The following is a 23,308-nucleotide window of genomic DNA, read 5'->3' as shown; positions in this document are numbered from 1 at the left end:
AAGGGCCCGCCAGTAAGGCCCTCGAGGCCGTAGAACGCGCCAAAAACGCTCCGTTTCGCCCCGCGCAGGACAATCTCGCCGCGGCGCGGGGCTTGATCAGCGTTTCCCTAGCGTTTGATGGCGCGACGCATGCGCTTGAACTGGCGGGCATGGGCATGGCCAGAGGCTTTGCGAGCCCACGCTTTGCACTCCTTGGCAAAGGTCTGCTTCAGGTCGATCCCCACCGCCTTGGTCGCTTCCGCCAGCTTGGTGCGAGCGTTCTGCAGCAAACGGCTGTCGGTGGGGCGCGATTGATTTGTGCTGCACCGTGCTGTCCACGATTACGCGGGAGAGCTCCCGCGGCTGGATCAGCTCGAGCTCGACGGCCACGTTGAGGGTCTGTGCCAGCAAGTCCTCCACACCTTCTTTCGCCCAGCAACTGGCGGAACTTGACCAGGGTGGTGGCGTCGCAGGGGCGGCGGTGCCCAAAGTACGCTCGGCCCGAGAAGAATCACCAGGTGGGGGTCTCCCCCCCAACGCTCGACCACGCCTGCGTCGGATTCGTTGAAGGCGTACATGAGGTACAGCAGCGCAATCATGATGCGCATCAGCACGCGGGGACACCCGGCGTTGCTGGCCACCGGGGAGCGCTGCCCCATTCGCCAAAGAGGTCCAGATAAGGCATGGCGGCGCGGCCTTTGCGGGAGTAGACCAGGGCCACCCGTGCTTCGATCTCTTGCCGGGGCATGCGCAAGGCCAGCACAGCCAGCGGATGACGCAGGTCAATCTGTGATCGAGGCGCAAGCGGAAGAAATCGTCGTTGGCGGGGCAGGCAAACATCACGGCAGAACTCCCAGAAATCAGCCCCTAGTTGTGAGCCATCAAGAGGTTGTTCCGAGGAACTGGAAGCCGTGACATAGGCGCAACGCGGCCGATGCCGTGGTGCGGGCGATGCCAGTTGTAGTGGTGCTACCAGCTGTGAAGCGCTTGGCGCCGCTGCTCGGAGTTTTGGTAGACCCAGCCGTAGGCCGACTCACGCAGCGCCGACTGGATGAACCGCTCGGCCTTGTCGTTGGTTTGTGGCCGATACGCGCTGGTGAACTTCTGCGTGATGCCCAGTTGCTGGCAAGCCTGTCGGAACGGCTTTCAGCGAAAGGCCGAGCCGTTGTCAGTCAGCATCCGCATGATCGTCACACCAAGACGTTTGTAGTACGCCACGGCGTCGCGCAGGAACTGCACTGCGCAGGGGGATCGCGGTGAAGGCCACGCGGGCATGGTCGTCCACGGCCACGAACAGAAACTCTCAGCCGCCTCTCCCTACCGAGTCACGCCGGTTGCCATTGACCCGATGCCCTAGCCGCTCGATATGGCCGAGCTATTTGGTGTCGATGTGCAGCAGATCTCCAGCCTCGCATGCTCGTAGCGCTGAACTGGCTCGCGCGGCAGCAGATCCGACAGCGTTGACAGCCCGGCTCGGTGCAGCACACGGCTGACCGTGGCCTGGGATACGCCGACGCTCTGGGCAATTCGTACATGGGTCATTCGGCGCTGCCGCAGTTCGACGATGAGCAATGCCTTGCTCGGCGCGATCGCCCGCGGCGACCACTTCGGCCGGGAAGACGCGTCAGTCAAGCCACTGGCGCCTTCGACCAGGTAGCGGCCCAGCCATTTGCGCGCGGTGCGCGTCCTCACGCCATGGCGTGAGGACGCTTCACAGGCCTCGAGCCCGTGCTGTGTCATCTCTTGAACCATCAGCAAGCGACGGGCGAAGGTAAGTCTGGCATTCTTATGGATGTTCATCCGACTGCTCCTGGGAGTGCTGGGTTGTTTGGTGACTTCCGGTCTCCCAGACGCAGTCCGGGTGAACTACAGATACAACCTATTGAAGCTTCACATCTAGTCCCCGCGGGGCGGGGGTGCTCGAGGTCCGGCGCATCGTGGGGTTGAGGCAGGTCAAGCCCGGCGGCGGTGCTGCGCGCACACTGTGGCCCTGTGTGCATGCCACACCGCCAGCGGTGGAGCAAGGAGTTGCGAACATGAAAGTCAATGTGGGCCGGATCGACCGCATCGCGCGCATCGTTCTGGGGCTGGTGTTGGTCGCGCTGGCGGCCACCGGCACCGTGGGCCTTTGGGGCTACATCGGCGTGGTGCCGCTGCTGACCGGGCTGTTCCGGATGTGCCCGTTGTATAGCTTGCTGGGCCTGAGCACTTGCCCCTTGGACCGGCGCTGAAGCGCGCAGCCTGCGTGCCGGAGGCGGCCGCAGACAGGGTGACGTTGGCGCGGTGCTTGCTTGAGGGCGGGGGCTGTCTCTCGTTGCAGGAGTTTTCGCGTGAGCGCAAGCCCATCGGAAAGTGATCGTCTGGCCATCGCGGCGCACCTGCATGTGCTGTTGCGCCGCAAAGTGGGGCGGGTGACCGACCCCGAATGGATGGCGGCGAATTGGGACTATGCCCAGGAGATCATCCGTGTGTGCCGCCGGCAGCCCGATGAGGAGCTGCAGTCCTGGGCCGACAAGCTCGAGCGGGCGATGCAGCCACAGCGGCCGCGCGCCCTTGCCATGCCACCGCGGCCGGCCTGGGAGCGCCAGCCCGATGAGCCCTTGGCGCGATCGGCCCCCGAGGTCGTGCAGCAGCGCTACGTGGGCCGTCTGCGCTGAGGCGCTGCGGCCGGAGGCGATCGGCTTACACTACGGCCCAGCACAGCCCTGCTGAGCGCCGTCCAGGCGGGGCTGCGTCAGAAGCGCGACCCTGTGCATGGCCGATTCCTTCGATCCCCGCCCCCGCGTGGGCCCTGTGATGCCGCGATGGCCCTGGCTGCATCGTCGGGCCGGCCTGTCCTTGGGGCAGGGGCTGGCGATGCTGTGGGTGTCGATCGCGGTGGTGGCCCTGACGTTGGCTTGGACCGTGTGGTCCTTGAGCCGTCAAGGGGCCGAGGCCTTGGTGCGCACCGCAGTGGTGCGTGTCGGCGCGGCCTGCGCGGAGATGGTGGCCGCGCAGGCGCGAGCTGCCCAGCTGTCGGTGGCCGACGCTCCTGCCGCCATGGAGGCGGCCATCGATCTGGCGCTGCGCGACATGCCCGGGGTGGAAGGGGGGCTGTGGCAGCGAGGGCGCGGGGTGGTGGCCTATGCGTTCCCCACGTATGACGGCTCGGGCATCAAGCGAGACGTGCCCGAGGCCGAGCGCGAGCGCATCGAGGCGTTGGCCGCACGGGCGCATGCCGCGGCGCAGGCCTTGACGGAGGTGCGTCCGGGCCTGCGCGAGACGGTGGTGTTGCATGCATGCCCAGATCGAGCGCCGCAGCCCACCATGGTGGGCTGGACGCTCAAGCGGGTGCCCACGGTGGCTGCCGAGGCCTTGGAGCATTTGACGTTCGCGCTGGGGTTGTTGCTCGGCTTCGTGGTGCTCAGCGGCGGCTGGCTGGGTTGGACGCTGACACGCTGGGGGCGCGGTTTGCAGACTTTGGAGCGCGCCTTGTCCACGCCGCCGCCGGCCGCGCCGCAGCCGTGGGTGCCGCCCACCGGGGTGCCGGAGCTGGATCGACTGGGGGCGGCGCTCAACGACCATGCCGTGCGTGCGCAGCGGGCCCGCGAGCAGGCCGAGCGGCTCAGCGCCGAGCTGGCGCAAGCCGCCCGGCTGGCGGCTTTGGGGCGCTTGTCGGCCGGGCTGGCCCATGAGATCCGCAACCCGCTGGCCACCATGCGGCTGAAGGCGGAGAACGCGCTGTCGGCCCCCGCGCCGCTGGAGCGTGAACGCGCGCGCGGGGCCTTGCAGGCGGTGTTGGAGCAATCGGCCCGCATCGCATCCTTGGTGGACAGTTTGTTGACCCTGACGCAGCCGTTTCGGGTGCAACCGGAGCCGGTGGTCTTGCAGGATTGGTTGCCCGCCCAGCTGCATCGTCATGCCGAGGCCGCGCAGCAGCGAGGCGTGAGTTTGACCTGCCGGCTAGAGCCGCCCTGGGATGGCGCCACGGCGCCGCCCGTGTGCATCGATCCGGCGGCGCTGTCGCGCGCGCTGGACAATCTGTTGCTCAATGCCTTGGCGCACACGCCGGCCGGCGGGCATGTCGTGCTGCAGGCCCGCGGCGAGTCGGCCTGGCTGCATCTGTGCGTCCGCGATGACGGCCCGGGGGTGCCGGCGGACTTGCTGCCGCATTTGTTCGAGCCGTTTGCCACCGGGCGCGCCGGCGGCACCGGGCTGGGATTGGCCTTGGTGCGGGAGATCGCGCAGGCGCATGGCGGACGGGTCACTCATCAGCCGGTGCAGCCGCATGGGGCTTGTTTTTGCATCGAATTGCCATGGCGCGCATCCTGATCCTGGACGATGATGCGGGGTTTCGTGCTGGCTTGGCCGAGGCCTTGGGCGACTTGGGGCACGAGGCCGTGCCGGCGGCCACCGTGGCGCAGGCGCTGGCGCACCTGGCCGCGCAGGACGAGCTGGCCTTGGCCTTCGTGGATTTGCGCTTGCCCGATGAGGACGGCTTGAGCTTCTTGCGCCGCGCCGGCGAACTGGCTCCGCAGCTGCCTTGCGTGGTCTTGACCGCCCATGCCAGCGGTGCCAACACCATCGAGGCCATGCGATTGGGCGCTTTCGATCACCTGACCAAGCCTTTGGGGCGCCAAGATTTGCAGGAGGTGGTGCGTCGTGCCCTGGCGCAGCGCGCGGCCTTGGCGCAGACGCCGGCGACGGCCTTGCCGCCGGATGCCACGGCGCACGAGCTGGTGGGCAGCAGCGAGGCGATGCGCCGCGTGCTCAAGCGCATCGGCCAAGCCGCCGCCAGCGATGTCACCGTGCTGGTGCTGGGCGAGACCGGCACCGGCAAGGAGCTGGTGGCCCGCGCGCTGCATCGTCACAGTGAGCGCCGTGACGGGCCCTTCGTGGCCATCAATTGCGCGGCGGTGCCGGCCGAGCTGCTCGAAAGCGAGCTGTTCGGTCATGTCAAAGGGGCCTTCACCGGCGCCACGCAAGACCGCCTGGGGTGCTTCCGGCAGGCCGACGGCGGCACCTTGTTCCTCGACGAGATCGGCGACATGACGCTGGCCATGCAGGCCAAGATGCTGCGGGTGCTGCAGCAGCGGGAGGTCACGCCCGTGGGCGCGCACCACAGCCACTCGGTGGACGTGCGCGTGGTGGCCGCCACCCACCGTCCGTTGCACGAGATGGTCGCGCAGGGCCGGTTTCGCAGCGATTTGTGGTACCGGCTCAATGTGCTGAGCATCGAGTTGCCTCCGCTGCGCGAGCGCCTGGCCGATGTGGTGCTGCTGGCCGAGCATTTCTTGCGCGCCAGCGGCTCGGGCAAGCGGCTGTCGCCCGCGGCGGCGCGTGCCTTGCTGGGCCACCGTTGGCCAGGCAACGTGCGCGAGCTGCGCAATGCCATCGAGCGGGCCGTGGCGTTGACCAGTGGGCCGGTGATCGAACCGGCGGCCCTGGGGCTGGAGGCCGCGGCCGCCGCCGCGGGCGGCCCCAGCCTCGACATCGATTGGGACGGCCCGTTGGAGCCGGCGCTGGCCACCGTCGAGCGCATGATGCTGCAACGGGCCTTGGCCGCCGCCGGCGGCAACCGGGCCGAAGCCGCGCGTCGCCTGGGCCTGCACCGCCAACAGCTCTACCGCAAGCTGCAAGCCCACGGCTTGGACTGAGCCGCGCAGCGCGCCACTGTCACCACAGCGGACGCCGCAGGCGTCACATGGTGTGACGCTTGGCCCCGGAGGGTTGTAGCAAGTCTTTGATTTTCAAGAGAAAAATTTCTGGCACGGGGCTTGCCCAGGGTTTGACACCTCAGTTTCGCAACCCACTCATCGGAGGTGTCTTCCATGAAGTCTGCTCGACGAGTTCCTGCTTGGTTCTGTGGCCTGCTTGCGGTTGTGGGCGGCAGCTTGGCGGCCGGAGCGGCGGTGGCACGGCCGCCGCACCATGGGCCGGCGCCGCATCAGGCGGCCTGGCCGCCTGCCGGCGCGCCAGTGGCCGAGGCGGCAGTGCAGCGTTTGCTGGTCAACCCCTATGGCGATGTGGACGGCTTGCTGCTGACCGACGGTCGGGTGGTGCGCTTCCCGCCGCATTTGGGCCCACAGCTGGCCGAAGTGGCCGCGCCCGGACGCACGGTGCGCGTGTTCGGCCGGCCCCAGGCGCTGGCTCAGATCAAAGCCTATGCGGTCATCGATGCGGCCAGCGGGGCCAGCGTCATCGACCAGCCGCCGGCGTGGAACGAACGCCCCTTGCCGCGCCACCTGCGCGCCGCGCAGCTGCAGCCCTTGCAGACGGCCGGGCAAGTGACCACCGTGCTGACCGGAGCGCGTGGCGAAATCAACGGGGCCATCCTCGACAACGGCGACATCGTGCGTTTTCCGCCGCATGGACTGCTGCAGCCGCTGGCCGTGGGGCAGCGCTTGGCGGCTTCGGGTCTGGGCACGCGCAGCGCGCATGGCACGGCCTTGGAGGCGGTCCAGCTCGGCCCCAGCCTCGACGCGTTGCAACCTCTGTACGGGGGGCGCTGATGGTCGCCGCAACGCTGAGGCGTGGGCTGGGGTTGGCGCCGCTGCTGGCGCTGAGCGCGTGCGCCGGCCCCGCCGGCCTGTTCCCACCGCATGTGTGGGATTTGCTGGGCGGCTTGGTCGTGATCCTGGGCCTGCTGGCCGTGGGCTTGTGGTGGATGTCCAGCGATCAGCCGCTGAGCAGGCGTGGTGATCGACGCCGCCGGTTGGCGCTGGAGGAGCTGGATCGCCGCTATGCCGCCGGCGACATCGGGCGCGAGGAGTACCTGCAGCGCAAGCTGGACCTGCTCGACACCGACCTGCGCTGAGGCGCCAGGGCGGTCGCCCCAGGGTGTCGCTCGGGCATCGCCGCTGCGCGGACCGAATGCGTCGCGGGTGTGGTCAGACGCGACCAAGGCCCGGGCGTGCCCGGGCGCACGCGGCGCTGGGCTGCTCCACCGAAGCGCAAGCGGCCCTGGAGGCCGCTGCCCCGCGCCGCGCCGGTTGAAGTAAGCTGTGGCCACCATGCTCACTCCCGAACAATTCTTCGGCTTTCTGCTGGCCGCCGTCCTCATCACCGTGTCGCCGGGTCCGGACAATCTCATGGTGCTTGGCATGGGCATCAGCAAGGGGCGGCGCCACGGGGTGGCGTTTGGGCTGGGGTGTGCGCTGGGCTGCCTGAGTCACACGGCGCTGGCCGTCGTTGGCGTCAGCGCGGTGATCGCGGCCTCGCCCATGGCGTTTTCGGTGTTGAAGATCGTCGGCGGGCTGTATCTGATCTGGCTGGGCGTGCAGGCCTTGCGCAGTCGCGGCAGCGCGCAGGTCGTGCGCGATGGCCTGGGGGAGGCGTCGCTGCGGCGCTTGTTTTTCAAGGGCGTGTTCGCCAACGCCATCAATCCCAAGGTGGTGCTGTTCTTCCTGTCTTTCCTGCCGCAGTTCGTGCTGCCCGCGCGTGGCCACGTGGGCTGGCAAATGGCGCAGCTGGGGGTGGTCTTCACACTGCAGGCCGCGATTCTGTTTTCGCTGCTGGGACTGTTTTCGGGCGTCATCGGCCAGTGGCTGCACAAGGCGCCGCGCATCGGTCTGTGGCTGGACCGCGTGGCCGGCGCCGTCTTCGTGGGCCTGGGGTTGCGGCTGATCGTCTCCCGCTGAGGGGGGGAGCCGTCGTCACCGAACGGACACATGGGCCGTTTATAATTCGATAATCATAGAAATATCGATGGGTTGCAGACCATGAGCATGTTTGCCCAGCGTGTGGGGATGCCCATCGAAGCGGTGGACGAAACGGTGGCGCTGCGCGCCCTGGGCGCCCTGGCCCAAGGTGCGCGGCTGCGCATCTTCCGCACCTTGGTGGGGGCCGGCCCCTCGGGCATGACCCCGGGTGATTTGGGCGCCGTGCTGGGCGTGACCGCCTCGACGCTGTCTTTTCACCTGAAGGAGCTGATGCACGCCGGCCTGGTCAGCCAGGAGCGCGACGGCCGCCATCTCATCTATCGCCCGCAGATCGCGCGCATGAACGGGCTGCTGGCTTACCTCACCCAGCATTGCTGTCAGGGCGCGGACTGCGGACTTGCGTCCGTGATGGCGCCGTCGGGCCGCGGCGGCGCTTCTTGTTGAGGCTTACCCGCACACATTCACACCATGAACGCATCCAGTCACAAGGTCTATCACGTGCTGTTCCTGTGCACCCACAATTCGGCCCGCTCGATCATGGCCGAGGGCTTGCTCAATCACCTGGGGGGCGGGCGCTTTCGCGCCTACTCGGCGGGCAGCCATCCGGCGGGCGCCATCCAACCCCTGGCGCTGCAGACGCTGGCCAAGATGCAGGTGGCTGCCGAGGGGTTTCGCAGCAAGGACTGGTCGGAATTCGCCCAGCCCGGCGCGCCGGTCATGGACTTCGTGATCACCGTGTGTGACCAGGCCGCCGGCGAGGTGTGTCCGGTGTGGCCGGGCCAGCCGATGACGGCTCACTGGGGCGTGCCCGATCCGTCGCGGGTGCAAGGCAGCGACGAGGACAAGGCGCGTGCCTATTGGGACGTCGCCACCGTCTTGAAGCGCCGTATCGAGTTGATGCTGGCCCTGCCGCTGGCCTCGCTCGACCGACTCGCCCTGCAGCGCGAGATCACCGACATCGGCCAGCGTTGAGTCTCACCATGGGAGTGTTCGAGCGTTACCTCACCGTGTGGGTCGGACTGGGCATCTTGGCCGGCGTGGGCCTGGGCTCGTTGGTGCCCGGCGTCTTCCAGCTCATCGCCGCGATGGAGTTCGCGCATGTCAATGGGGTGGTGGCCCTGTTCATCTGGATGATGATCTACCCGATGATGATCCAGATCGATTGGTCGGCGGTGCGTCAGGTCGGGCAGCGGCCCGGGGGCTTGGCGCTCACGCTGGTGGTGAACTGGCTCATCAAGCCGTTCACGATGGCAGGGCTGGCGGTGCTGTTCTTCGAGCATGTCTTCGCCCCCTGGGTCGATCCGTCATCGGCGCACCAGTACATCGCCGGAATGATCTTGCTGGGCGTAGCACCCTGCACGGCCATGGTGTTCGTCTGGAGCCAGCTGGTCAAAGGCGATGCCGCCTACACGCTGGTGCAGGTGTCGGTGAACGACCTCATCATGGTGGTGGCCTATGCCCCCATCGCGGCGTTCTTGCTCGGTGTGACCGAGCTGGCCGTGCCGTGGGAAACGCTGCTGCTGTCCACCGTGCTGTACGTGGTGCTGCCTTTGTTGGCCGGCATGGCCACGCGGCATGTGTTGCAGCGCCGCTCGCCGCGGGCCGTCAGCGACTTCGTGGAGCGGCTCAAGCCGGCCTCGATGGCCGGGCTGGTGGCCACCGTGGTGTTGTTGTTCGGCTTGCAGGCCGACACGCTGGTGTCGCAGCCCTTGGTGATCGCGATGATCGCGTTGCCGCTGGTGCTGCAGACCTATGGCATCTTCGCCGTGGCCTGGGTTGGCGCTCGACTGTTGCGCCTGCCGCATGCGATCGCCGGCCCGGCCTGCCTGATCGGCACCAGCAACTTCTTCGAGCTGGCCGTGGCCGTGGCCGTCTCGCTGTTCGGCCTGCATTCCGGCGCGGCCTTGGCCACGGTGGTGGGCGTGCTGGTCGAGGTGCCGGTGATGCTGTCGCTGGTCTGGTGGGTCAATCGCCGTCGCCGCGCATCGTTCGCGCCGGCGCATTGATCGGTCGGCTCTGCGGCGGGCGGTGAGCCCGGCGGCATGGCGCGCGCCGGCGGCATGCGGCGCGCCGGTGGCCTCGCGGCCGTTGCGCGTGTTCGGCAGACAATGCGGCCATGACCGCCTCGTCCTCACCTCCTGCGCAGGTGCCCTTCGGCGAAGCCTTGCGCTTTTGGCTCAAGCTGGGCTTCATCAGCTTTGGCGGACCGGCAGGGCAGATTGCCATCATGCACGGCGAGCTGGTCGAGCGCCGTCGCTGGATCAGCGAGAAGCGCTTCTTGCATGCATTGAACTATTGCATGCTGCTGCCCGGCCCCGAAGCTCAGCAGCTGGCTACCTACATCGGCTGGCTGATGCACCGCACCTGGGGCGGCCTCGTGGCGGGCACGCTGTTCGTGCTGCCCTCGCTGTTCATGTTGATCGCACTCGGCTGGGTCTCCCTGCGCTGGGGCCACCTGCCGGTGGTGGCGGGCCTGTTCTACGGCATCAAGCCGGCGGTGACGGCCATCGTGCTGCATGCGGCCTACCGCATCGGCAGCCGGGTGTTGAAGAACGGTTGGATGTGGGGCCTTGCGGCAGCGGCCTTCTTGGCCAGCTTCGCCGTTGGGGTGCCGTTTCCGGCCATCGTGATGGCCGCCGCCTTGGTCGGCTGGCTAGGCGCGCGGCGCTGGCCGGCGGTGTTCGTCCTGGGGGGCGGGCACGGCTTGGCCTCGCAGGACGAGCGGCCGGCCATGATCGATGACCACACGCCGGCGCCGCCGCATGTGCGCTTCTCGCGTGCCCGGTTGCTGAAGGTGCTGGCCGTCGGCGTGGGCCTGTGGGCGGCCGTGCTGGCCGTGCTCGTGGCCGCGCAGGGCTGGGACGGCATGCTCGTGCAGATGGGCTGGTTCTTCACCAAGGCCGCGCTGCTGACTTTCGGCGGCGCCTATGCCGTGCTGCCTTATGTGTACCAGGGGGCGGTGGAGCACTACCAATGGCTCAGCGGGCCGCAGATGATCGATGGGCTGGCCCTGGGCGAAAGCACGCCGGGTCCGCTCATCATGGTGGTGGCTTTCGTCGGTTTCGTGGGGGGCTGGCTGCAGCCGGCATGGGCGGGGCAGTCGCCTTTCTGGGGCGGGGTGGTGGCGGCCTCGGTGGCCACCTTCTTCACCTTCTTGCCGTCCTTTTTGTTCATTCTGGCCGGCGGGCCCATGGTGGAGGCCACGCATGGCAAGCTGGGGTTCACCGCGCCGTTGTCGGCCGTCACCGCCGCGGTGGTCGGCGTGATCCTGCAGCTGGCGCTGTTTTTCGCTTATCACGTGTTGTGGCCCCAGGGGTTCGAGGGCCGCTTCGATGTCGTCTCGGCGGTGATGACCGCGGGCGCGGCCGTGGCGCTGTTTCGCTTCGGGCTGGGGGTGATGCCGCTGCTGGGGGGCTGCGCCCTGGTCGGCCTTGCCGTCACGCTGGGGTGAGCGGGCCCGGCGACCCGAGCCTCAGGACCCAGAGGGCCGCGGATGTTCGAGCCCTTGCACGAGCGGCGCAGGCGGCGCCGTCGAGGGCACTGCGCGCGTGACCATCAGGTCGCGCAACGAGGCCAAGGCCAGGGCCAGGAAGGCCGCCGCGCAAAGCCGGTACGTGAGGCGCGCCCAGGCCGGCCCGGCGCGACGGAACAGACGGTCCACGATGGCTGCGCAGACGAAGCACCACAGCACCGACGAGGCCATGAAGCCGGCCAGGAACAGGCCATAGTCGGCCGCGGTCGGGTGTTCCACGCCGACGGCGCCCAGCGCGCTGCCCAGTGCGGCCCAGAAGGCGATGTTGTGGGGGTTGGTCAGTGAGAGGGTCATGCCCGAGCGCAGCGCGCGCGACGGGGGCGTGGGGGCGGCCGCTGCGGCGTCGAGCTGGAACTCCTGGCTGGCCGCGCGCCAGGCGTCCCAAGACAGCCAGACCAGATAGGCCACGCCGGCCACGCCGACGGGCCAGCGCAGGGCATCCACTTGCAGCAGCACACCGATGCCGGCCAGGCCCAGCACGGCCCAGGTGGCATCGCCCACCAGCGAGCCCACCTGCACGGCCAAGGCCGGGCGGAAGCCCCCGCGCACGCCTTGGCGCACGGTTTCGGCAAAAACGGCGCCGGGCGCGGCATTGAAGATCAGGCCCAGCACGAAGGCGGCAGTGAACAGGGCAAGCATCGTGCGATCTTAGCGGTGCGCCTCGGCGATCCACTGCGCGGCCCGCTCGGCGATCATCAACGTGGGCGCATTGGTGTTGCCGCTGGTGATGGTGGGCATCACGCTGGCATCCACCACGCGCAGGCCGTCCACGCCGCGCACGCGCAGCCGCGTATCGACCACGGCGCCGGGGTCGTCGGCCGCGCCCATGCGGCACGTGCCCACCGGGTGAAAGATGGTGGTGGCGATGTCGCCGGCCAGACGGGTGAGTTCTTCGTCGCTTTGGTACTGCATGCCGGGCTTGACTTCTTGGGGCTGGTACTTCGCCAGGGCCGGCTGCGCGACGATGCGCCGTGTCAGGCGCAGCGAGTCGGCGGCCACTTGGCGGTCTTCAGGCGTGGAGAGGTAATTCGGCATGATGCGGGGGGCGTCCTCGAAGCGCGGGGAGCGGATGCGCACCTGCCCGCGGCTGGTGGGGTTGAGGTTGCAGACACTGGCCGTGAAGGCATCGAAGCGGTGCAGCGGCTCGCCGAAGGCCTCCAGCGACAGCGGCTGCACGTGGTATTCCACATTGGGCCAGGTGTGCGCTGGCGACGAGCGGGTAAAGGCGCCCAGCTGCGAAGGCGCCATGCTCATCGGCCCGCTGCGCTTGAGGGCGTATTCCAGGCCGATGCGCAGGCGCCCCCACAGTGAGTGGGCCAGCGTGTTCAACGTGGGCACGCCCTGCACCGCGTACACCGCGCGGAGCTGCAAATGGTCTTGCAGGTTCTCGCCCACCCCTGGCAGCTCATGGCGCAACTCGATGCCGTGCTCGTGCAGCCAAGGCCCCGGGCCGATGCCCGACAGCTGCAGCAGTTGCGGCGAGCCGATGGCCCCGGCCGCCAGCAGCACCTCGCGCAGGGCCCGCACATGGTGCACGCCGTGGCGGGTGTGCACCTCTACGCCGCTGGCACGCCACCGGCCGTCGTCGGCACGCGTGAGCAGCAGCCGGCTGGCCTGGGCATGCGTCCACACCGTCAGATTGGGACGGTCGAGCACCGGTCGCAGAAAAGCTTTGGTCGCGTTCCAGCGCCAGCCGCGGCGTTGGTTCACCTCGAAGTAGCCCACGCCTTCGTTGGTGCCGCGATTGAAATCGTCCGTGGCCGGAATGCCCGCCTGTTGCGCGGCCTGCGCGAAGGCGTCGAGCACCTCCCAGCGCAGGCGTTGCTTTTCCACTCGCCATTCGCCGCCGTGGCCGTGCAGCTGGCGAAATCCCGGGTTGCTGGGGTCGGGCTCGTCCAGGCGCCAATGGTCTTCATGCAGTTTGAAGAAGGGCAGGCAGACCTCCCAGCGCCAGGCCGGGTCGCCCGTGAGGCGGGCCCATCCGTCATAGTCGCGCGATTGACCGCGCATGTAGATCATGCCGTTGATGCTGGAGCAGCCGCCCAGCACCTTGCCGCGCGGGTAGCGCAGCCGGCGGCCATTGAGCCCGGCGTCGGGCTCGGTTTGGTACAGCCAATCGGTGCGCGGGTTGCCGATGCAATAGAGATAACCCACCGGAATGTGGATCCAGGGGTAGGTGTCGCGCCCGCCGGCTTCCAGGAGCAGGACCCGCTTGGAGGCATCGGCACTGAGCCGGTTGGCCAACAAGCAGCCGGCCGTGCCCGCGCCGACGATGACGTAGTCGAACGGCTGACTGTGCATCGCTTGCGACATCTCTTGCGCCCTCCACCTTCAAGTGCCAGTCTAGTGCCAGCCCCCGCCCGGGGAGCATCGGCCCGGCGGCGGAATCCTGACCTCATTGTTCACCATGCAGAACAATGAGCGCCCTCCTGGCGGAACGCCGCGGTGCGCGAGACAATGCGCCCTGCCATGTCCATGACTCCAGAGCTTCGCGTCTTGTGGCGCCCCCTCCTTGCGATGGCCGGCGTGATCGTGCTGTCCAACGTGCTGGTCCAGTTCGTCATCAACGACTGGCTCACCTGGGGCGCATTCACCTATCCGCTCATCTTCCTGGTCACCGATCTCACCAACCGGGCCGTGGGCCCCTCGGCGGCGCGCCGCGTGGTGGCCGTGGGCTTCGTGGTGGCCGTGGTCGTCTCGCTGTGGCTGGCCCCGTGGCGCATCGCGGTGGCCTCCGGGGCGGCCTTTTTGGTCTCGCAGGGCCTGGACATCGCCGTCTTCAACCGCTTGCGTCAGGCGAGCTGGTGGAAGGCACCGCTCATCGGCTCGCTGCTGGCCTCGGTGATCGACACGGCGATCTTCTTCTACATCGCCTTTGCCGGCAGCGAGTTCGATTGGTTGGCGCTTGGCGCGGGAGACCTCGCGATCAAGTGGCTCATGGCCGTGGTGCTGCTGGCCCCGTACCGCGCCATGCTGCCCCGCTTGCAGGCTTGGGTGCCGACGGCGCGTTGATCAGGCGGCGCCGAGGCGGCGCCGAGCGTGTTCGAAGGCCTCGTGCGTGCTCAGGAAAATCTGGCCTTCCAGGGCGTGGCCCAGGGGCGTGTGTCGCAGACGGTTCATCACCGGGCCCTTCACTTCGGACAAGGCCAGCGTGATCCCACGCCGCGCCAGGCTGCGCTGCAATTCGGTGAGCATGCCCAGGCCGGTGGTGTCGATCTGATTGACCGCCGGGCACACCAGCAATACCTGGCGGATCTCGGGCTGGGCCGCCAGATGGGCCTCGATGCGGTCCTCGATCACTGCGGCATTGGCGAAGTACAGGCTTTCATCCACCCGCAGCGCCAGCAGGCCCGGCACCGTCTCCACCTGGTGGCGCTCGACATTGCGGAAGTGCTGCGTGCCAGGCACGCGGCCCACGACCGCGATGTGCGGATGGCTGCTGCGCCACACCAGCACCCCCAGCGAGCAGGCCACGCCGATGGCGATGCCGGCCTCCACACCGAGCGCGATCACGCCGAAGGCCGTGGCCAGCAGGGACAGTGCGTCGCCGCGGTCGTAACGCCAGGCATCGCGCAGCGTGCGGGTGTCGATCAAGGCGGTCACGGCCACGATGATGGTGGCGGCCAAAACGGCCTTGGGCAAGTGATAGAACACGTCGGTGAAGGCGGCCACCACCACGGCCATCAGCACGGCGGAAATCACGCCGGCCAAGGGCGTGCGGGCGCCGGCCGCAAAGTTCACGACCGAACGTGCAAAGCCGCCCGTGACCGGATAGCCGCCGGACAAGGCGCTGGCCACATTGGCCGCGCCCAGGCCCAGCAGCTCGCGATTGGGGTGGATGCGCTCTTGCCGCTTCAGCGCCAGCGACTGCGCGACCGAGACGCTTTCGACGAATCCGACCAAGGCAATCAACAAGGCCGGCAGCAGCAGCGCACCCACCGTGTCCAGGTCGGGCAGCGGCAGCGTCAGCGACGGCAGCCCCTGGGGCACGGCCCCCACGATGCGCACCCCGGCCGTGCGGGACAGATCCAGCAGGGCGACCAAGGCCGTGGAGATCAATACCGCCGCCATCGGGGCGAGTTTGCTCAGCAGCTCGGCCACCGCCGGCGGCACGCCCAGTCGCGTCAAGGCGGGCGCGAGATGGCGGCGCGCCAGCCAGAGAAACAGCACACTGCCGGCGCCCAGCGCCAGGGTGGCCGGTTGGGTCTGGGGCAGGGCGGTGAGCAGGCCATGCAAGGTGTCCCACACGCCATGGGCCGGGACATTCAAACCCAGCAGAGACGGCAGCTGACCGACGCTGATCACGATGGCCGAACCGCTGATGAAGCCGCTGATGACCGGGTGGCTGAGCAGATGCGCGACGAAGCCCAGGCGCAGCGCGCCAAAGACCAGCAGCATCACCCCGGACAGCAGGGCCAGCTGCATGGCCAGCGACACATACTCGGGCGAGCCGGCAGTGGCCAGCGGTTGCAAGGCACTGGCCGTCATCAGCGAGGCCACGGCCACCGGGCCGACGGCCAGCGTCATGCTCGAGCCGATCAGGGCGTAGGCCACCAGCGGCAACAAGCTGGCGTACAGACCCACTTGCGGCGGCAGGCCGGCGAGCATGGCATAGGCCAGGCTCTGCGGAATCAGCATCACCGTGACGATCAGGCCGGCCGTCAGATCGCCAACCAGCCATGGGCGGCGATAGTGTCGCAGCCACTGCGGCAGCACGTGCATCGCCATCTCGCTTGTCTCAGCGGGAGCCGGCCTGCTTGTCCTGCGCGGCCTCGAGGTATTCGTAGATCGCCATGCCGGCCAACATCGCCAACACGAACACCAACGCCTTCGGTTGCAGCGCGCCCAGCGACACCAGCGCCGGGCCCGGGCAGAAGCCGGCCAAGCCCCAGCCCACGCCGAAGGTCAGGCTGCCCCACACCAGCCGGCGGTCGATGTCACGCCGCTGCGGCAGGTGCATGGCGCCGCCCAGGAAGCTGGTGGTGCGGCGCCGGGCCACGGCGAAAGCGCCCACGCCCACCGCGATGGCCCCCCCCATCACGAAGGCCAGCGAAGGGTCCCAGGCGCCGAACACATCCAGAAAACCGAGCACCTTGCCCGGATCGGTCATGCCCGAGAGGATGAGGCCCAACCCGAAGATCAGGCCCACGGCGAATTCCGTCAAACGTTGCATGGTGGCGCTCCTACTCCGATGTCCGTATGTCGAGACAGGCGAACTTCAGGCGAACCCATGGCGCACCAGGTACACGGTGAGGAAGCCCGCGCCCATGAAGGCCAACGTGGCCACCAGCGAGCGTGGCGACAGGCGCGACAGCCCGCACACGCCGTGACCGCTGGTGCAGCCTGCGCCGTAGCGCGTGCCCAGGCCCACGAGCAGGCCGGCGATCACCAGCACCCCCCAATCGGCGTCGATGCGCGCCTGCGGCAGCGGCGCCAGCACGGCATACACCGCCGGTGCGGCCAGCAAGCCCAGCACGAAGGCCAGCCGCCAGCCGGTATCTCCGCGGCGCGGACGCAGCAAGCCGGCCACGATGCCGCTGATGCCCAGCACCCGGCCGTTGAGCAAGATGAACAAGGCGGCGGCCACGCCCAGCAGCAGCCCGCCGGCCAAGGACAGTCCAGGAGTGAAATGGGTCCAATCGATCGTGATCATGTGCAGCCTCACTGACAGAACTGTTCGTACAACACCCGCATCACTGCCAAGGCTTGGGGGCTGTCGATGCGGTAATAGATGTGCTTGCCCTCACGCCGGGTGGCCACCAAGCCTTCCTCGCGCAGCACGCCCAGCTGCTGCGACAGCGTGGGCTGGGCGATGCCGCACAGGCTTTCGAGCTCGCCCACGCGGCGCTCGCCTTGTGTGAGCTCGCACAACAGCAACAAGCGGTCTGGGTTGGACAGCACCTTCAACAGCCGACAGGCGGCGTCGGCGGCCGAGCGCACTCGGCTGGGCTCCAGGTCGAAATCGGTCTGCATCTTCTGGGGGCCGGAGGAGATCAATGATTAAGATGAAGATAGTATATTGACAAACAAACTATCAGTCAATATATTGTTCTCATCCTGACCTTTGCCGATTGACGACCATGAACCCCAATGTGCAAGCCTTCTTCGACCCGGCCACCTGGACGGTCAGCTATGTGGTCTATGACCGCCCCGGTGGGGATGCGGCGGTGATCGACTCGGTGTTGGACTTCGACCCCAAATCGGGCCGCACCCGCACCACCTCGGCCGACAAAATCATCGACTTCGTGCAAGCCCAGGGCTTGACGGTGCAGTGGATCCTCGAAACCCATGCCCATGCCGATCACCTCTCGGCCGCGCATTACTTGCGGGGCCGCCTGGGCGGGCGCATTGCCATTGGGGCGGCCATCACACGGGTGCAAGACGTCTTCAAGCGCATCTTCCATTTGGAGCCGGAGTTCCGCACCGACGGGGCGCAGTTCGACCACTTGCTGCACGATGAGGAAGTGTTCTCCATCGGTCAGCTGCAGGCGCGGGCCATGTCGGTGCCGGGGCACACCCCGGCCTGCATGGCCTATCAGGTGGGCGATGCGGTTTTCGTGGGCGATACCTTGTTCATGCCCGACGTGGGCACGGCCCGATGCGACTTTCCCGGCGGCGACGCGCATGCGCTGTACCGCTCGGTGCGCAAGCTGCTGAGCTTGCCGCCGCAGACGCGGCTGTTCATGTGCCACGACTACCCGCCCTCGGGGCGGGCGCCGGCCTGGGAATCGACCGTGGCCGAGCAGCGTGCGCACAACATCCACATCCGTGATGGCATCAGCGAAGAGGAATTCGTGCGCATGCGCACCCAACGCGATGCCACGCTGGAGATGCCCACGCTGATCCTGCCTTCGGTGCAGGTGAACATTCGCGCTGGTGAGATGCCGCCACCCGAGGCCAACGGTGTGTCCTACCTGAAGATCCCCGTCAACGCCTTGTGAGGCCCCCCATGAGCGATTCCCAGGTCACCGTGCGCCTGCAACAGCAGCAGGACTACCGATTCGAGATCGTCTTCGGCGGTACCGTGCCTGCGCTCATCGGCGACGAACCCCCGCCGCTGGGTGGCGGCACCGGGCCGTCGCCGGTGCAGCTCCTGGCCGCCGCCGTGGGCAACTGTTTGAGCGATTCCCTGCTGTTCGCCTTGCGAAAGTACCGCCAGACCCCTGAGCCACTGAACGCTCAGGTGACGGCGGCGGTAGGCCGCAACGCCGAAGGCCGGCTGCGTGTGCTGAAGATAGAGGCGGTGCTGCGCCTGGGCGTGCCTGCGGCGCAGCTCGAGCACCTGGACCGCGTGCTGTCGCAGTTCGAGGCCTTCTGCACCGTTACGCAAAGCGTGGGCGCTGGCATCCCCATGGAGGTGCAGGTCTTCGACGCCGAGGGCGCGCGCCTCAAGTAGCCCCGCCCAGTGCCGGAAAGAGCTTGAGCAGCCCCTCGGCCATGATTTCCACGGCCAGGGCCGCCAGAATCAAGCCCATCAGCCGGGTCATCACATTGATGCCCGTGCGCCCCAGCAGCCGCGCAATGCGCCCGGCGGCCGACAGCGCCAGGAAAGCGGCCGCACCGATGACCACGCCATAGCCGACCAACACGGCCAGCTGCCACCAGTGGCGCGTCTGCTGGGCGTAGATCACCATCGTCGAGATCGTCGCCGGGCCGGTGAGCAGCGGAATCGTCAGCGGCACCACCGCGATGCTGGCGCCCGCGTCGGCCTTCGATTCGCCTTCGTCCACATCCTCCTTGCGCGTTTCGGCCTGCTGGGCCTGCAGCATCTGCAGCGCGCTGATGAGCAGCAGCATGCCGCCGCCCACCTGGAACGACGCGATCGAAATGCCGAAGAACTCGATGATGCGCAAGCCCGCCAGCGCGCTGATGGACACCACCAAAAACGCGGTGAAGGCGCTGACGCGGATCGTGCGGCGGCGTTGCGCCTCACTGAAGCCTTGCGTGAAGTGAATGAAGAACGGCACCACGCCGATGGGGTTCACGATGGCTAGCAGCGCAATGAGGGGCTTGAGGAGATCCATGGGCGGGGGGGCATGGCAGGTGGGCTTCGATTTTGCCGTGCGCTCGCCGCGGCCGCACAGGGCTGTCGGGGCAAGCACGTACAGCCGCTGGCCTGCACTGGCATTACAGTGGTTCGGATCGATACTTTCGATCTCAACGATCGACCCACAGGAGACAAGCCATGAAGCGTCGTCACTTCCTTTCTGCCTGTGCTGCTGCCGCCGGTGCGCTGGCCGCACCCATGCCGCTTCGTGCCCAAGCGCTGGAAAAACCCAAGCTCACGATCGCCGTGGGCGGCAAGAACCTGCTGTATTACCTGCCACTGACCGTGGCCGAGACGCTGGGCTATTTCAAAGACGAGGGATTGGACCTGACGATTGCCGACTTCGCCGGCGGCTCGCGCGCGCTGCAGGCCGTGGTCGGCGGCAGCGCCGACGTGGTCTCGGGCGCCTTCGAGCACACCCTCAACATGCAGGCCAAGGGCCAGCGCATGCGCGCCTTCGTGCTGCAGGGGCGTGCGCCGCAAATCGTGCTCGGCGTCAATCCCAAGACCCTGCCCAACTTCAAATCGGTGGCCGATCTCAAAGGCAAGAAGATCGGCGTGACCGCCCCGGGTTCGTCCACCAACGTGATGGTCAACTTCGTGCTGGCCAAGGCGGGCTTGAAGCCCAGCGACGTGTCCATCATCGGGGTGGGGGCGTCCAGCGGTGCGGTTGCCGCCATGCGCGCCGGCCAAATCGATGCGATTTCCAACCTCGACCCGGTGATCACGTTGCTGCAGCGTTCGGGCGACCTGAAGATCGTCTCCGACACCCGTGTGGTCAAAGAAGCCGACCGTGTGTTTGGCGGCCCGATGCCAGCCGGGTGCCTGTATGCGCCGCAGGCCTTCATCGACAAAAACCCCCATACCGTGCAAGCACTGGCCAATGCGATCGTGCGCGCCAACAAATGGATCCAGCAGGCCGGCCCGTCCGACATCGTCAAAGCCGTGCCCGAGAGCTACTTGCTTGGTGATCGTGCGGTCTACATCGACGCCTTTCTGGCGGCCAAGGGGGCCTTGTCTTCTGACGGCATGATCCCCGAGGCCGGCCCCGAGACGGCCTTGCGCGCCCTGCGCAGCATCGACGAGTCGCTCCACAACGTGAAGTTCGACCTGCAAGCCGTCTACACCAACGACTTCGTGAAGAAGGCCAACGCCAAGTACCCCAAAGCATGACGGCACCAGCGCTTTCGCTGCAGGGCATCACCTGCACCTTCGTCAGCCGCGAGGACAAAACCCAACGCTACACCGCCGTGCGCGATGTCCACCTCGACATCGCGCCGGGCGAGTTCGTCTCGGTGGTGGGCCCCACCGGCTGCGGCAAGAGCACCTTGCTCAACGTGGCGGCGGGCTTGCTGGCGCCCAGCAGCGGGCGCGTCGAAGTCTTCGGCCAGCCGCTGGTGGGCATCAATACCCGTGCCGGCTACATGTTCCAGGCCGACTCGCTGATGCCCTGGCGCACCGCGATCGACAACGTGATGGCCGGGCTGCAGTTCCGCGGCGTGCCTGATGCGCGCGCGCAGGCCGAGCACTGGCTCAAGCGCGTGGGCCTGGGCGGCTTTGGCGACCGCTACCCGCACCAACTCTCCGGCGGCATGCGCAAGCGCACCAGCCTGGCGCAGACCCTGGTGCTCGACCCCGACATCATCCTGATGGACGAGCCGTTTTCGGCGCTGGACATCCAGACCCGCCAACTGATGGAAAACGAAGTGCTGCAGCTGTGGGCCGAGAAGAAGAAGGCGGTGCTGTTCATCACCCATGACCTGGATGAAGCCATCGCGATGAGCGATCGCGTGGTGGTGCTCAGCGCCGGCCCGGGCTCGCGTCCCATCGGCGAATTCACGATCGACATCGAACGCCCGCGCGACGTGGCCGAAGTGCGCATGACCCCGCGCTTCATCGAGCTGCACCAGGCCATCTGGGACGTGCTGCGCGAGGAGGTGCTCAAAGGCTACCGGCAGCAACTGGCCGCCTGACTCGCTGAATCGATATGTGGCAACGCATCAAACCCAACCCTCGGAACCTGCGGGCCTGGCAGGCGGGTGTGCTGGTCGTGGTCTTCGCGTTCTGGCACGTGATGACCCGGCCGGGCCTGCTGCCGCCTTTCATCTTCGACAACGACCAGCAAGCCGCCTTCTTCTTCGGCGAGCCGTTGAAGATCTTCGGCCGCATCTGGGATTGGTTCTTCGTCTCGGCCGACATCTACCAGCACCTGTGGATCACGCTGATCGAGACCTTGCTGGCCTTTGGCATTGGCACCGTCTTCGGCCTGGCCATGGGCCTGTGGCTGGCGCTCAGCCCGATGGCCGCGGCCATCCTCGACCCCTACATCAAGGCGGCCAACTCCATGCCGCGCGTGATCCTGGCGCCCATCTTTGCGGTGTGGTTCGGGCTAGGGATTGCCTCCAAGGTGGCGCTGGGCGTGACGCTGGTCTTCTTCATCGTCTTTTTCAATGTCTACCAAGGCGTCAAAGAGGTCAGCCCGGTGGTGCTGGCCAATGCCCGCATGCTGGGTGCCAGCCAGAAGCAGTTGTTGCGCCATGTCTATCTGCCCAGTGCGACGAGCTGGGTCTTCAGCTCGCTGCACACCTCGGTGGGGCTGGCCTTCGTCGGCGCCGTGGTGGGTGAATACCTCGGCTCGGCCCGCGGCGTGGGCTACCTCATCCTGCAAGCCGAAGGCAGCTTCGACATCAACACCGTGATGGCCGGCATCCTGGTGCTCACCGCCTTTGCGCTGGTGCTCGACGCCCTGGTGGGTGTGATCGAAAAGAAGCTGATGAAGTGGCAGCCCAAGAGCGGGGAGACCGAGAAGCTCTAGCCCTCCCGGGGCAGTTCAAGGTGAATTAGCGAATTTATGTTTTGAACATAAACTTGCTAATTCATGTATATTTCCGCCATGGACCCCATCCGCAACCCCTTTGCGCCCGGGGCGGGCGCCCCCCCACCCGAACTGGCGGGCCGTGATGACTTGCGCCGGGAGGTGCACATTGCGATGGAGCGTGTGCGCCGGGGGCGGCCGGCCAAGAGCATGATGCTCGTGGGCCTGCGCGGTGTGGGCAAGACGGTGCTGCTCGACCGCATGCGCGAGGACGCCGAGGCCGCAGGCATCCACACCATCCGTGTCGAAGCGCCCGAGGAGCGGTCCTTGCCGGCCCTGCTGGCGCCGCAGTTGCGCCAGGCTCTGCTGCGCCTGAGTATGCTGGACAACGCCAAGGACCTGGCCATCCGCGGCCTGCGCGCCTTGGCGGGTTTTGCCCGCAAGCTGAAGGTCACCTACAAGGACATCGAGGTGGGCCTGGACTACGAGCCCGAGCCCGGCCTGGCCGACAACGGCGACCTCGAGCTCGACCTGCTGGCCCTCATGGAGCAGGCCGGCCTGGCGGCGAAGGCTGCGGGCACTGCGTTGGCTTTGTTCATCGACGAACTGCAGTATGTCGAGGAAGCCCAGCTTGCCGCACTGATCACGGCTCTGCATCGCAGCGCGCAGCGGCAGCTCCCGGTGGTGCTGGTCGGGGCGGGCCTGCCGCAGCTGCGTGGCCGCATGGGCAACGCGAAGTCTTATGCCGAGCGGATGTTCGACTTCACCGAGATCGGGGCCTTGCCCCCCGATGCCGCGCGCGTGGCCATCGTCAAGCCCATCGAGGACGAAGGGGCCGCCATCATGCCCGACGCGGTGCAGCGCATCCTGGACGTGACCCAGCGCTACGCGTACTTCTTGCAGACCTGGGGCAGTCACGCCTGGAATGCCGCCGCGCAGTCGCCCATCACCCTGGCCGACGTGGAGCGGGCCTCCACCACGGCGCGCGCGGAACTGGACGAGGGCTTTTTCCGCGTGCGCTTCGACCGCTGCACCCCGAAGGAAAGGCGCTACCTGCGCGCCATGGCCGAACTGGGCGCCGGGCCGCATCGATCCGGCGACATTGCCGATACCCTGGGTGAGAAAGTCACGACGCTCGCGCCCGTGCGCACTTCCCTCATCAAGAAGGGCATGATCTGGAGCCCCAACCATGGCGACACGGCCTTCACCGTGCCGATGTTCGATCAGTTCATGAAGCGCATCATGCCGGAGGACGGCTGGCGCTGAGCGCCCGCCCTGCAAAACGGGGCCGCGAG

At 67.6% G+C, this 23,308-nt stretch carries 26 protein-coding genes and 1 pseudogene; 18 read left to right on the top strand and 9 right to left on the bottom strand.

Translation table 11 applies throughout. The annotated features are described in order from the left end of the window. Positions 1-107: 107 nt before the first annotated feature. A complete protein-coding gene (locus tag F615_RS20305; protein ID WP_019561518.1) occupies positions 108-269 on the bottom strand; it encodes a hypothetical protein in 162 nt (53 codons plus the stop codon). Positions 270-846: 577 nt separating this feature from the next. Then, positions 847-1,779, bottom strand: a pseudogene (locus F615_RS19465) (IS481 family transposase). Between the two features lie 236 nt (positions 1,780-2,015). On the opposite strand from F615_RS19465, the gene F615_RS0112415 reads away from it, so the two are divergent. The 11 genes from F615_RS0112415 (at position 2,016) to chrA (ending at position 11,070) form a co-directional block, all read left to right on the top strand. Further along, positions 2,016-2,210 carry a YgaP family membrane protein gene (locus F615_RS0112415; protein WP_019561517.1) on the top strand — a complete coding sequence of 65 codons (195 nt, stop codon included), beginning with the start codon at positions 2,016-2,018 and terminating at the stop codon, positions 2,208-2,210. Positions 2,211-2,309: 99 nt separating this feature from the next. Beyond that, positions 2,310-2,636, top strand: coding sequence for a hypothetical protein (locus F615_RS0112410; protein ID WP_019561516.1), 327 nt, complete (start codon positions 2,310-2,312; stop codon positions 2,634-2,636). Between the two features lie 97 nt (positions 2,637-2,733). Beyond that, a complete protein-coding gene (locus F615_RS0112405) occupies positions 2,734-4,290 on the top strand; it encodes a sensor histidine kinase (RefSeq protein ID WP_019561515.1) in 1,557 nt (518 codons plus the stop codon). Continuing rightward, positions 4,275-5,615 (top strand): sigma-54-dependent transcriptional regulator, encoded by a 1,341-nt coding sequence (locus tag F615_RS0112400; protein ID WP_019561514.1) that lies wholly within the window; start codon positions 4,275-4,277, stop codon positions 5,613-5,615. The genes F615_RS0112405 and F615_RS0112400 overlap by 16 nt, the downstream gene beginning before the upstream one ends. Positions 5,616-5,789: 174 nt before the next feature. Beyond that, entirely contained in the window at positions 5,790-6,470 is a 681-nt protein-coding gene (locus tag F615_RS0112395) for a hypothetical protein (RefSeq protein ID WP_051090245.1), read from the top strand. Further along, positions 6,470-6,775, top strand: a complete 306-nt coding sequence (locus tag F615_RS20300; protein ID WP_019561512.1) for an SHOCT domain-containing protein — start codon at positions 6,470-6,472, stop codon at positions 6,773-6,775. Before F615_RS0112395 ends, F615_RS20300 begins: the two co-directional genes overlap by 1 nt. A 196-nt stretch (positions 6,776-6,971) precedes the next feature. Beyond that, the gene (locus F615_RS0112385; RefSeq protein ID WP_026330282.1) at positions 6,972-7,598 is read left to right on the top strand and encodes a LysE family translocator; all 627 of its coding nucleotides are present in this window, start codon (positions 6,972-6,974) and stop codon (positions 7,596-7,598) included. Between the two features lie 87 nt (positions 7,599-7,685). Next, the gene (locus tag F615_RS18485; protein WP_019561510.1) at positions 7,686-8,063 is read left to right on the top strand and encodes an ArsR/SmtB family transcription factor; all 378 of its coding nucleotides are present in this window, start codon (positions 7,686-7,688) and stop codon (positions 8,061-8,063) included. A gap of 24 nt (positions 8,064-8,087) precedes the next feature. Continuing rightward, positions 8,088-8,591 (top strand): arsenate reductase ArsC, encoded by a 504-nt coding sequence (locus tag F615_RS0112375; protein ID WP_019561509.1) that lies wholly within the window; start codon positions 8,088-8,090, stop codon positions 8,589-8,591. An 8-nt stretch (positions 8,592-8,599) separates the two neighbouring features. After that, the gene (gene arsB, locus F615_RS0112370; RefSeq protein WP_019561508.1) at positions 8,600-9,625 is read left to right on the top strand and encodes an ACR3 family arsenite efflux transporter; all 1,026 of its coding nucleotides are present in this window, start codon (positions 8,600-8,602) and stop codon (positions 9,623-9,625) included. A gap of 110 nt (positions 9,626-9,735) precedes the next feature. Continuing rightward, positions 9,736-11,070 carry a chromate efflux transporter gene (gene chrA / locus F615_RS0112365; protein WP_019561507.1) on the top strand — a complete coding sequence of 445 codons (1,335 nt, stop codon included), beginning with the start codon at positions 9,736-9,738 and terminating at the stop codon, positions 11,068-11,070. Positions 11,071-11,091: 21 nt separating this feature from the next. Here chrA and F615_RS0112360 read toward each other — a convergent pair whose 3' ends face one another. Together F615_RS0112360 and F615_RS0112355 are read right to left on the bottom strand one after the other, a co-directional pair. Continuing rightward, the gene (locus F615_RS0112360) at positions 11,092-11,790 is read right to left on the bottom strand and encodes a LysE family translocator (RefSeq protein ID WP_019561506.1); all 699 of its coding nucleotides are present in this window, start codon (positions 11,788-11,790) and stop codon (positions 11,092-11,094) included. A 9-nt stretch (positions 11,791-11,799) separates the two neighbouring features. After that, a complete protein-coding gene (locus F615_RS0112355) occupies positions 11,800-13,452 on the bottom strand; it encodes a GMC family oxidoreductase (RefSeq protein ID WP_033371410.1) in 1,653 nt (550 codons plus the stop codon). A gap of 168 nt (positions 13,453-13,620) precedes the next feature. On the opposite strand from F615_RS0112355, the gene F615_RS0112350 reads away from it, so the two are divergent. Then, entirely contained in the window at positions 13,621-14,163 is a 543-nt protein-coding gene (locus tag F615_RS0112350) for a queuosine precursor transporter (RefSeq protein ID WP_026330281.1), read from the top strand. On the opposite strand, the gene F615_RS18480 is transcribed toward F615_RS0112350, so the two are convergent. The 4 genes from F615_RS18480 to F615_RS0112330 are packed head-to-tail and all read right to left on the bottom strand — an operon-like array spanning position 14,164 to position 17,124. Beyond that, a complete protein-coding gene (locus F615_RS18480) occupies positions 14,164-15,879 on the bottom strand; it encodes a SulP family inorganic anion transporter (protein WP_019561503.1) in 1,716 nt (571 codons plus the stop codon). Positions 15,880-15,889: 10 nt separating this feature from the next. Then, the gene (locus tag F615_RS0112340; RefSeq protein ID WP_019561502.1) at positions 15,890-16,324 is read right to left on the bottom strand and encodes a YeeE/YedE family protein; all 435 of its coding nucleotides are present in this window, start codon (positions 16,322-16,324) and stop codon (positions 15,890-15,892) included. A gap of 45 nt (positions 16,325-16,369) precedes the next feature. Then, the gene (locus F615_RS0112335; RefSeq protein WP_026330280.1) at positions 16,370-16,801 is read right to left on the bottom strand and encodes a YeeE/YedE family protein; all 432 of its coding nucleotides are present in this window, start codon (positions 16,799-16,801) and stop codon (positions 16,370-16,372) included. Positions 16,802-16,812: 11 nt separating this feature from the next. Continuing rightward, a complete protein-coding gene (locus F615_RS0112330) occupies positions 16,813-17,124 on the bottom strand; it encodes an ArsR/SmtB family transcription factor (protein WP_019561500.1) in 312 nt (103 codons plus the stop codon). Positions 17,125-17,231: 107 nt separating this feature from the next. Between F615_RS0112330 and F615_RS0112325 the strand changes: the two genes are divergently transcribed. Further along, positions 17,232-18,092: an MBL fold metallo-hydrolase gene (locus F615_RS0112325; RefSeq protein ID WP_019561499.1), complete on the top strand. Its 861-nt coding sequence runs from the start codon at positions 17,232-17,234 to the stop codon at positions 18,090-18,092. An 8-nt stretch (positions 18,093-18,100) separates the two neighbouring features. Continuing rightward, positions 18,101-18,547 carry an OsmC family protein gene (locus F615_RS0112320; protein WP_019561498.1) on the top strand — a complete coding sequence of 149 codons (447 nt, stop codon included), beginning with the start codon at positions 18,101-18,103 and terminating at the stop codon, positions 18,545-18,547. Here the strand turns inward: F615_RS0112320 and F615_RS0112315 are convergent. Continuing rightward, on the bottom strand, positions 18,540-19,175 hold the full coding sequence (locus F615_RS0112315) for a MarC family protein (RefSeq protein ID WP_019561497.1): 636 nt from the start codon (positions 19,173-19,175) through the stop codon (positions 18,540-18,542). The two genes, F615_RS0112320 and F615_RS0112315, sit on opposite strands and share 8 nt — an antisense overlap. A gap of 161 nt (positions 19,176-19,336) precedes the next feature. Between F615_RS0112315 and F615_RS0112310 the strand changes: the two genes are divergently transcribed. The 4 genes from F615_RS0112310 to F615_RS0112295 all read left to right on the top strand — a co-directional run bounded on the left by F615_RS0112310 (position 19,337) and on the right by F615_RS0112295 (position 23,279). Then, positions 19,337-20,371: an ABC transporter substrate-binding protein gene (locus tag F615_RS0112310; protein ID WP_019561496.1), complete on the top strand. Its 1,035-nt coding sequence runs from the start codon at positions 19,337-19,339 to the stop codon at positions 20,369-20,371. Next, on the top strand, positions 20,368-21,171 hold the full coding sequence (locus F615_RS0112305; RefSeq protein ID WP_019561495.1) for an ABC transporter ATP-binding protein: 804 nt from the start codon (positions 20,368-20,370) through the stop codon (positions 21,169-21,171). The genes F615_RS0112310 and F615_RS0112305 overlap by 4 nt, the downstream gene beginning before the upstream one ends. Positions 21,172-21,185: 14 nt before the next feature. Further along, positions 21,186-22,013, top strand: a complete 828-nt coding sequence (locus F615_RS0112300) for an ABC transporter permease (protein WP_019561494.1) — start codon at positions 21,186-21,188, stop codon at positions 22,011-22,013. Between the two features lie 78 nt (positions 22,014-22,091). Then, complete coding sequence (locus F615_RS0112295; RefSeq protein WP_019561493.1) at positions 22,092-23,279, top strand: ATP-binding protein; 1,188 nt, start codon at positions 22,092-22,094, stop codon at positions 23,277-23,279. Positions 23,280-23,308 lie beyond the last annotated feature (29 nt).

Origin of the sequence: Caldimonas manganoxidans ATCC BAA-369 (assembly GCF_000381125.1) — a bacterium.
Taxonomy (GTDB): domain Bacteria; phylum Pseudomonadota; class Gammaproteobacteria; order Burkholderiales; family Burkholderiaceae_C; genus Caldimonas; species Caldimonas manganoxidans.
This window is presented reverse-complemented; position numbering and strand designations above follow the sequence as displayed.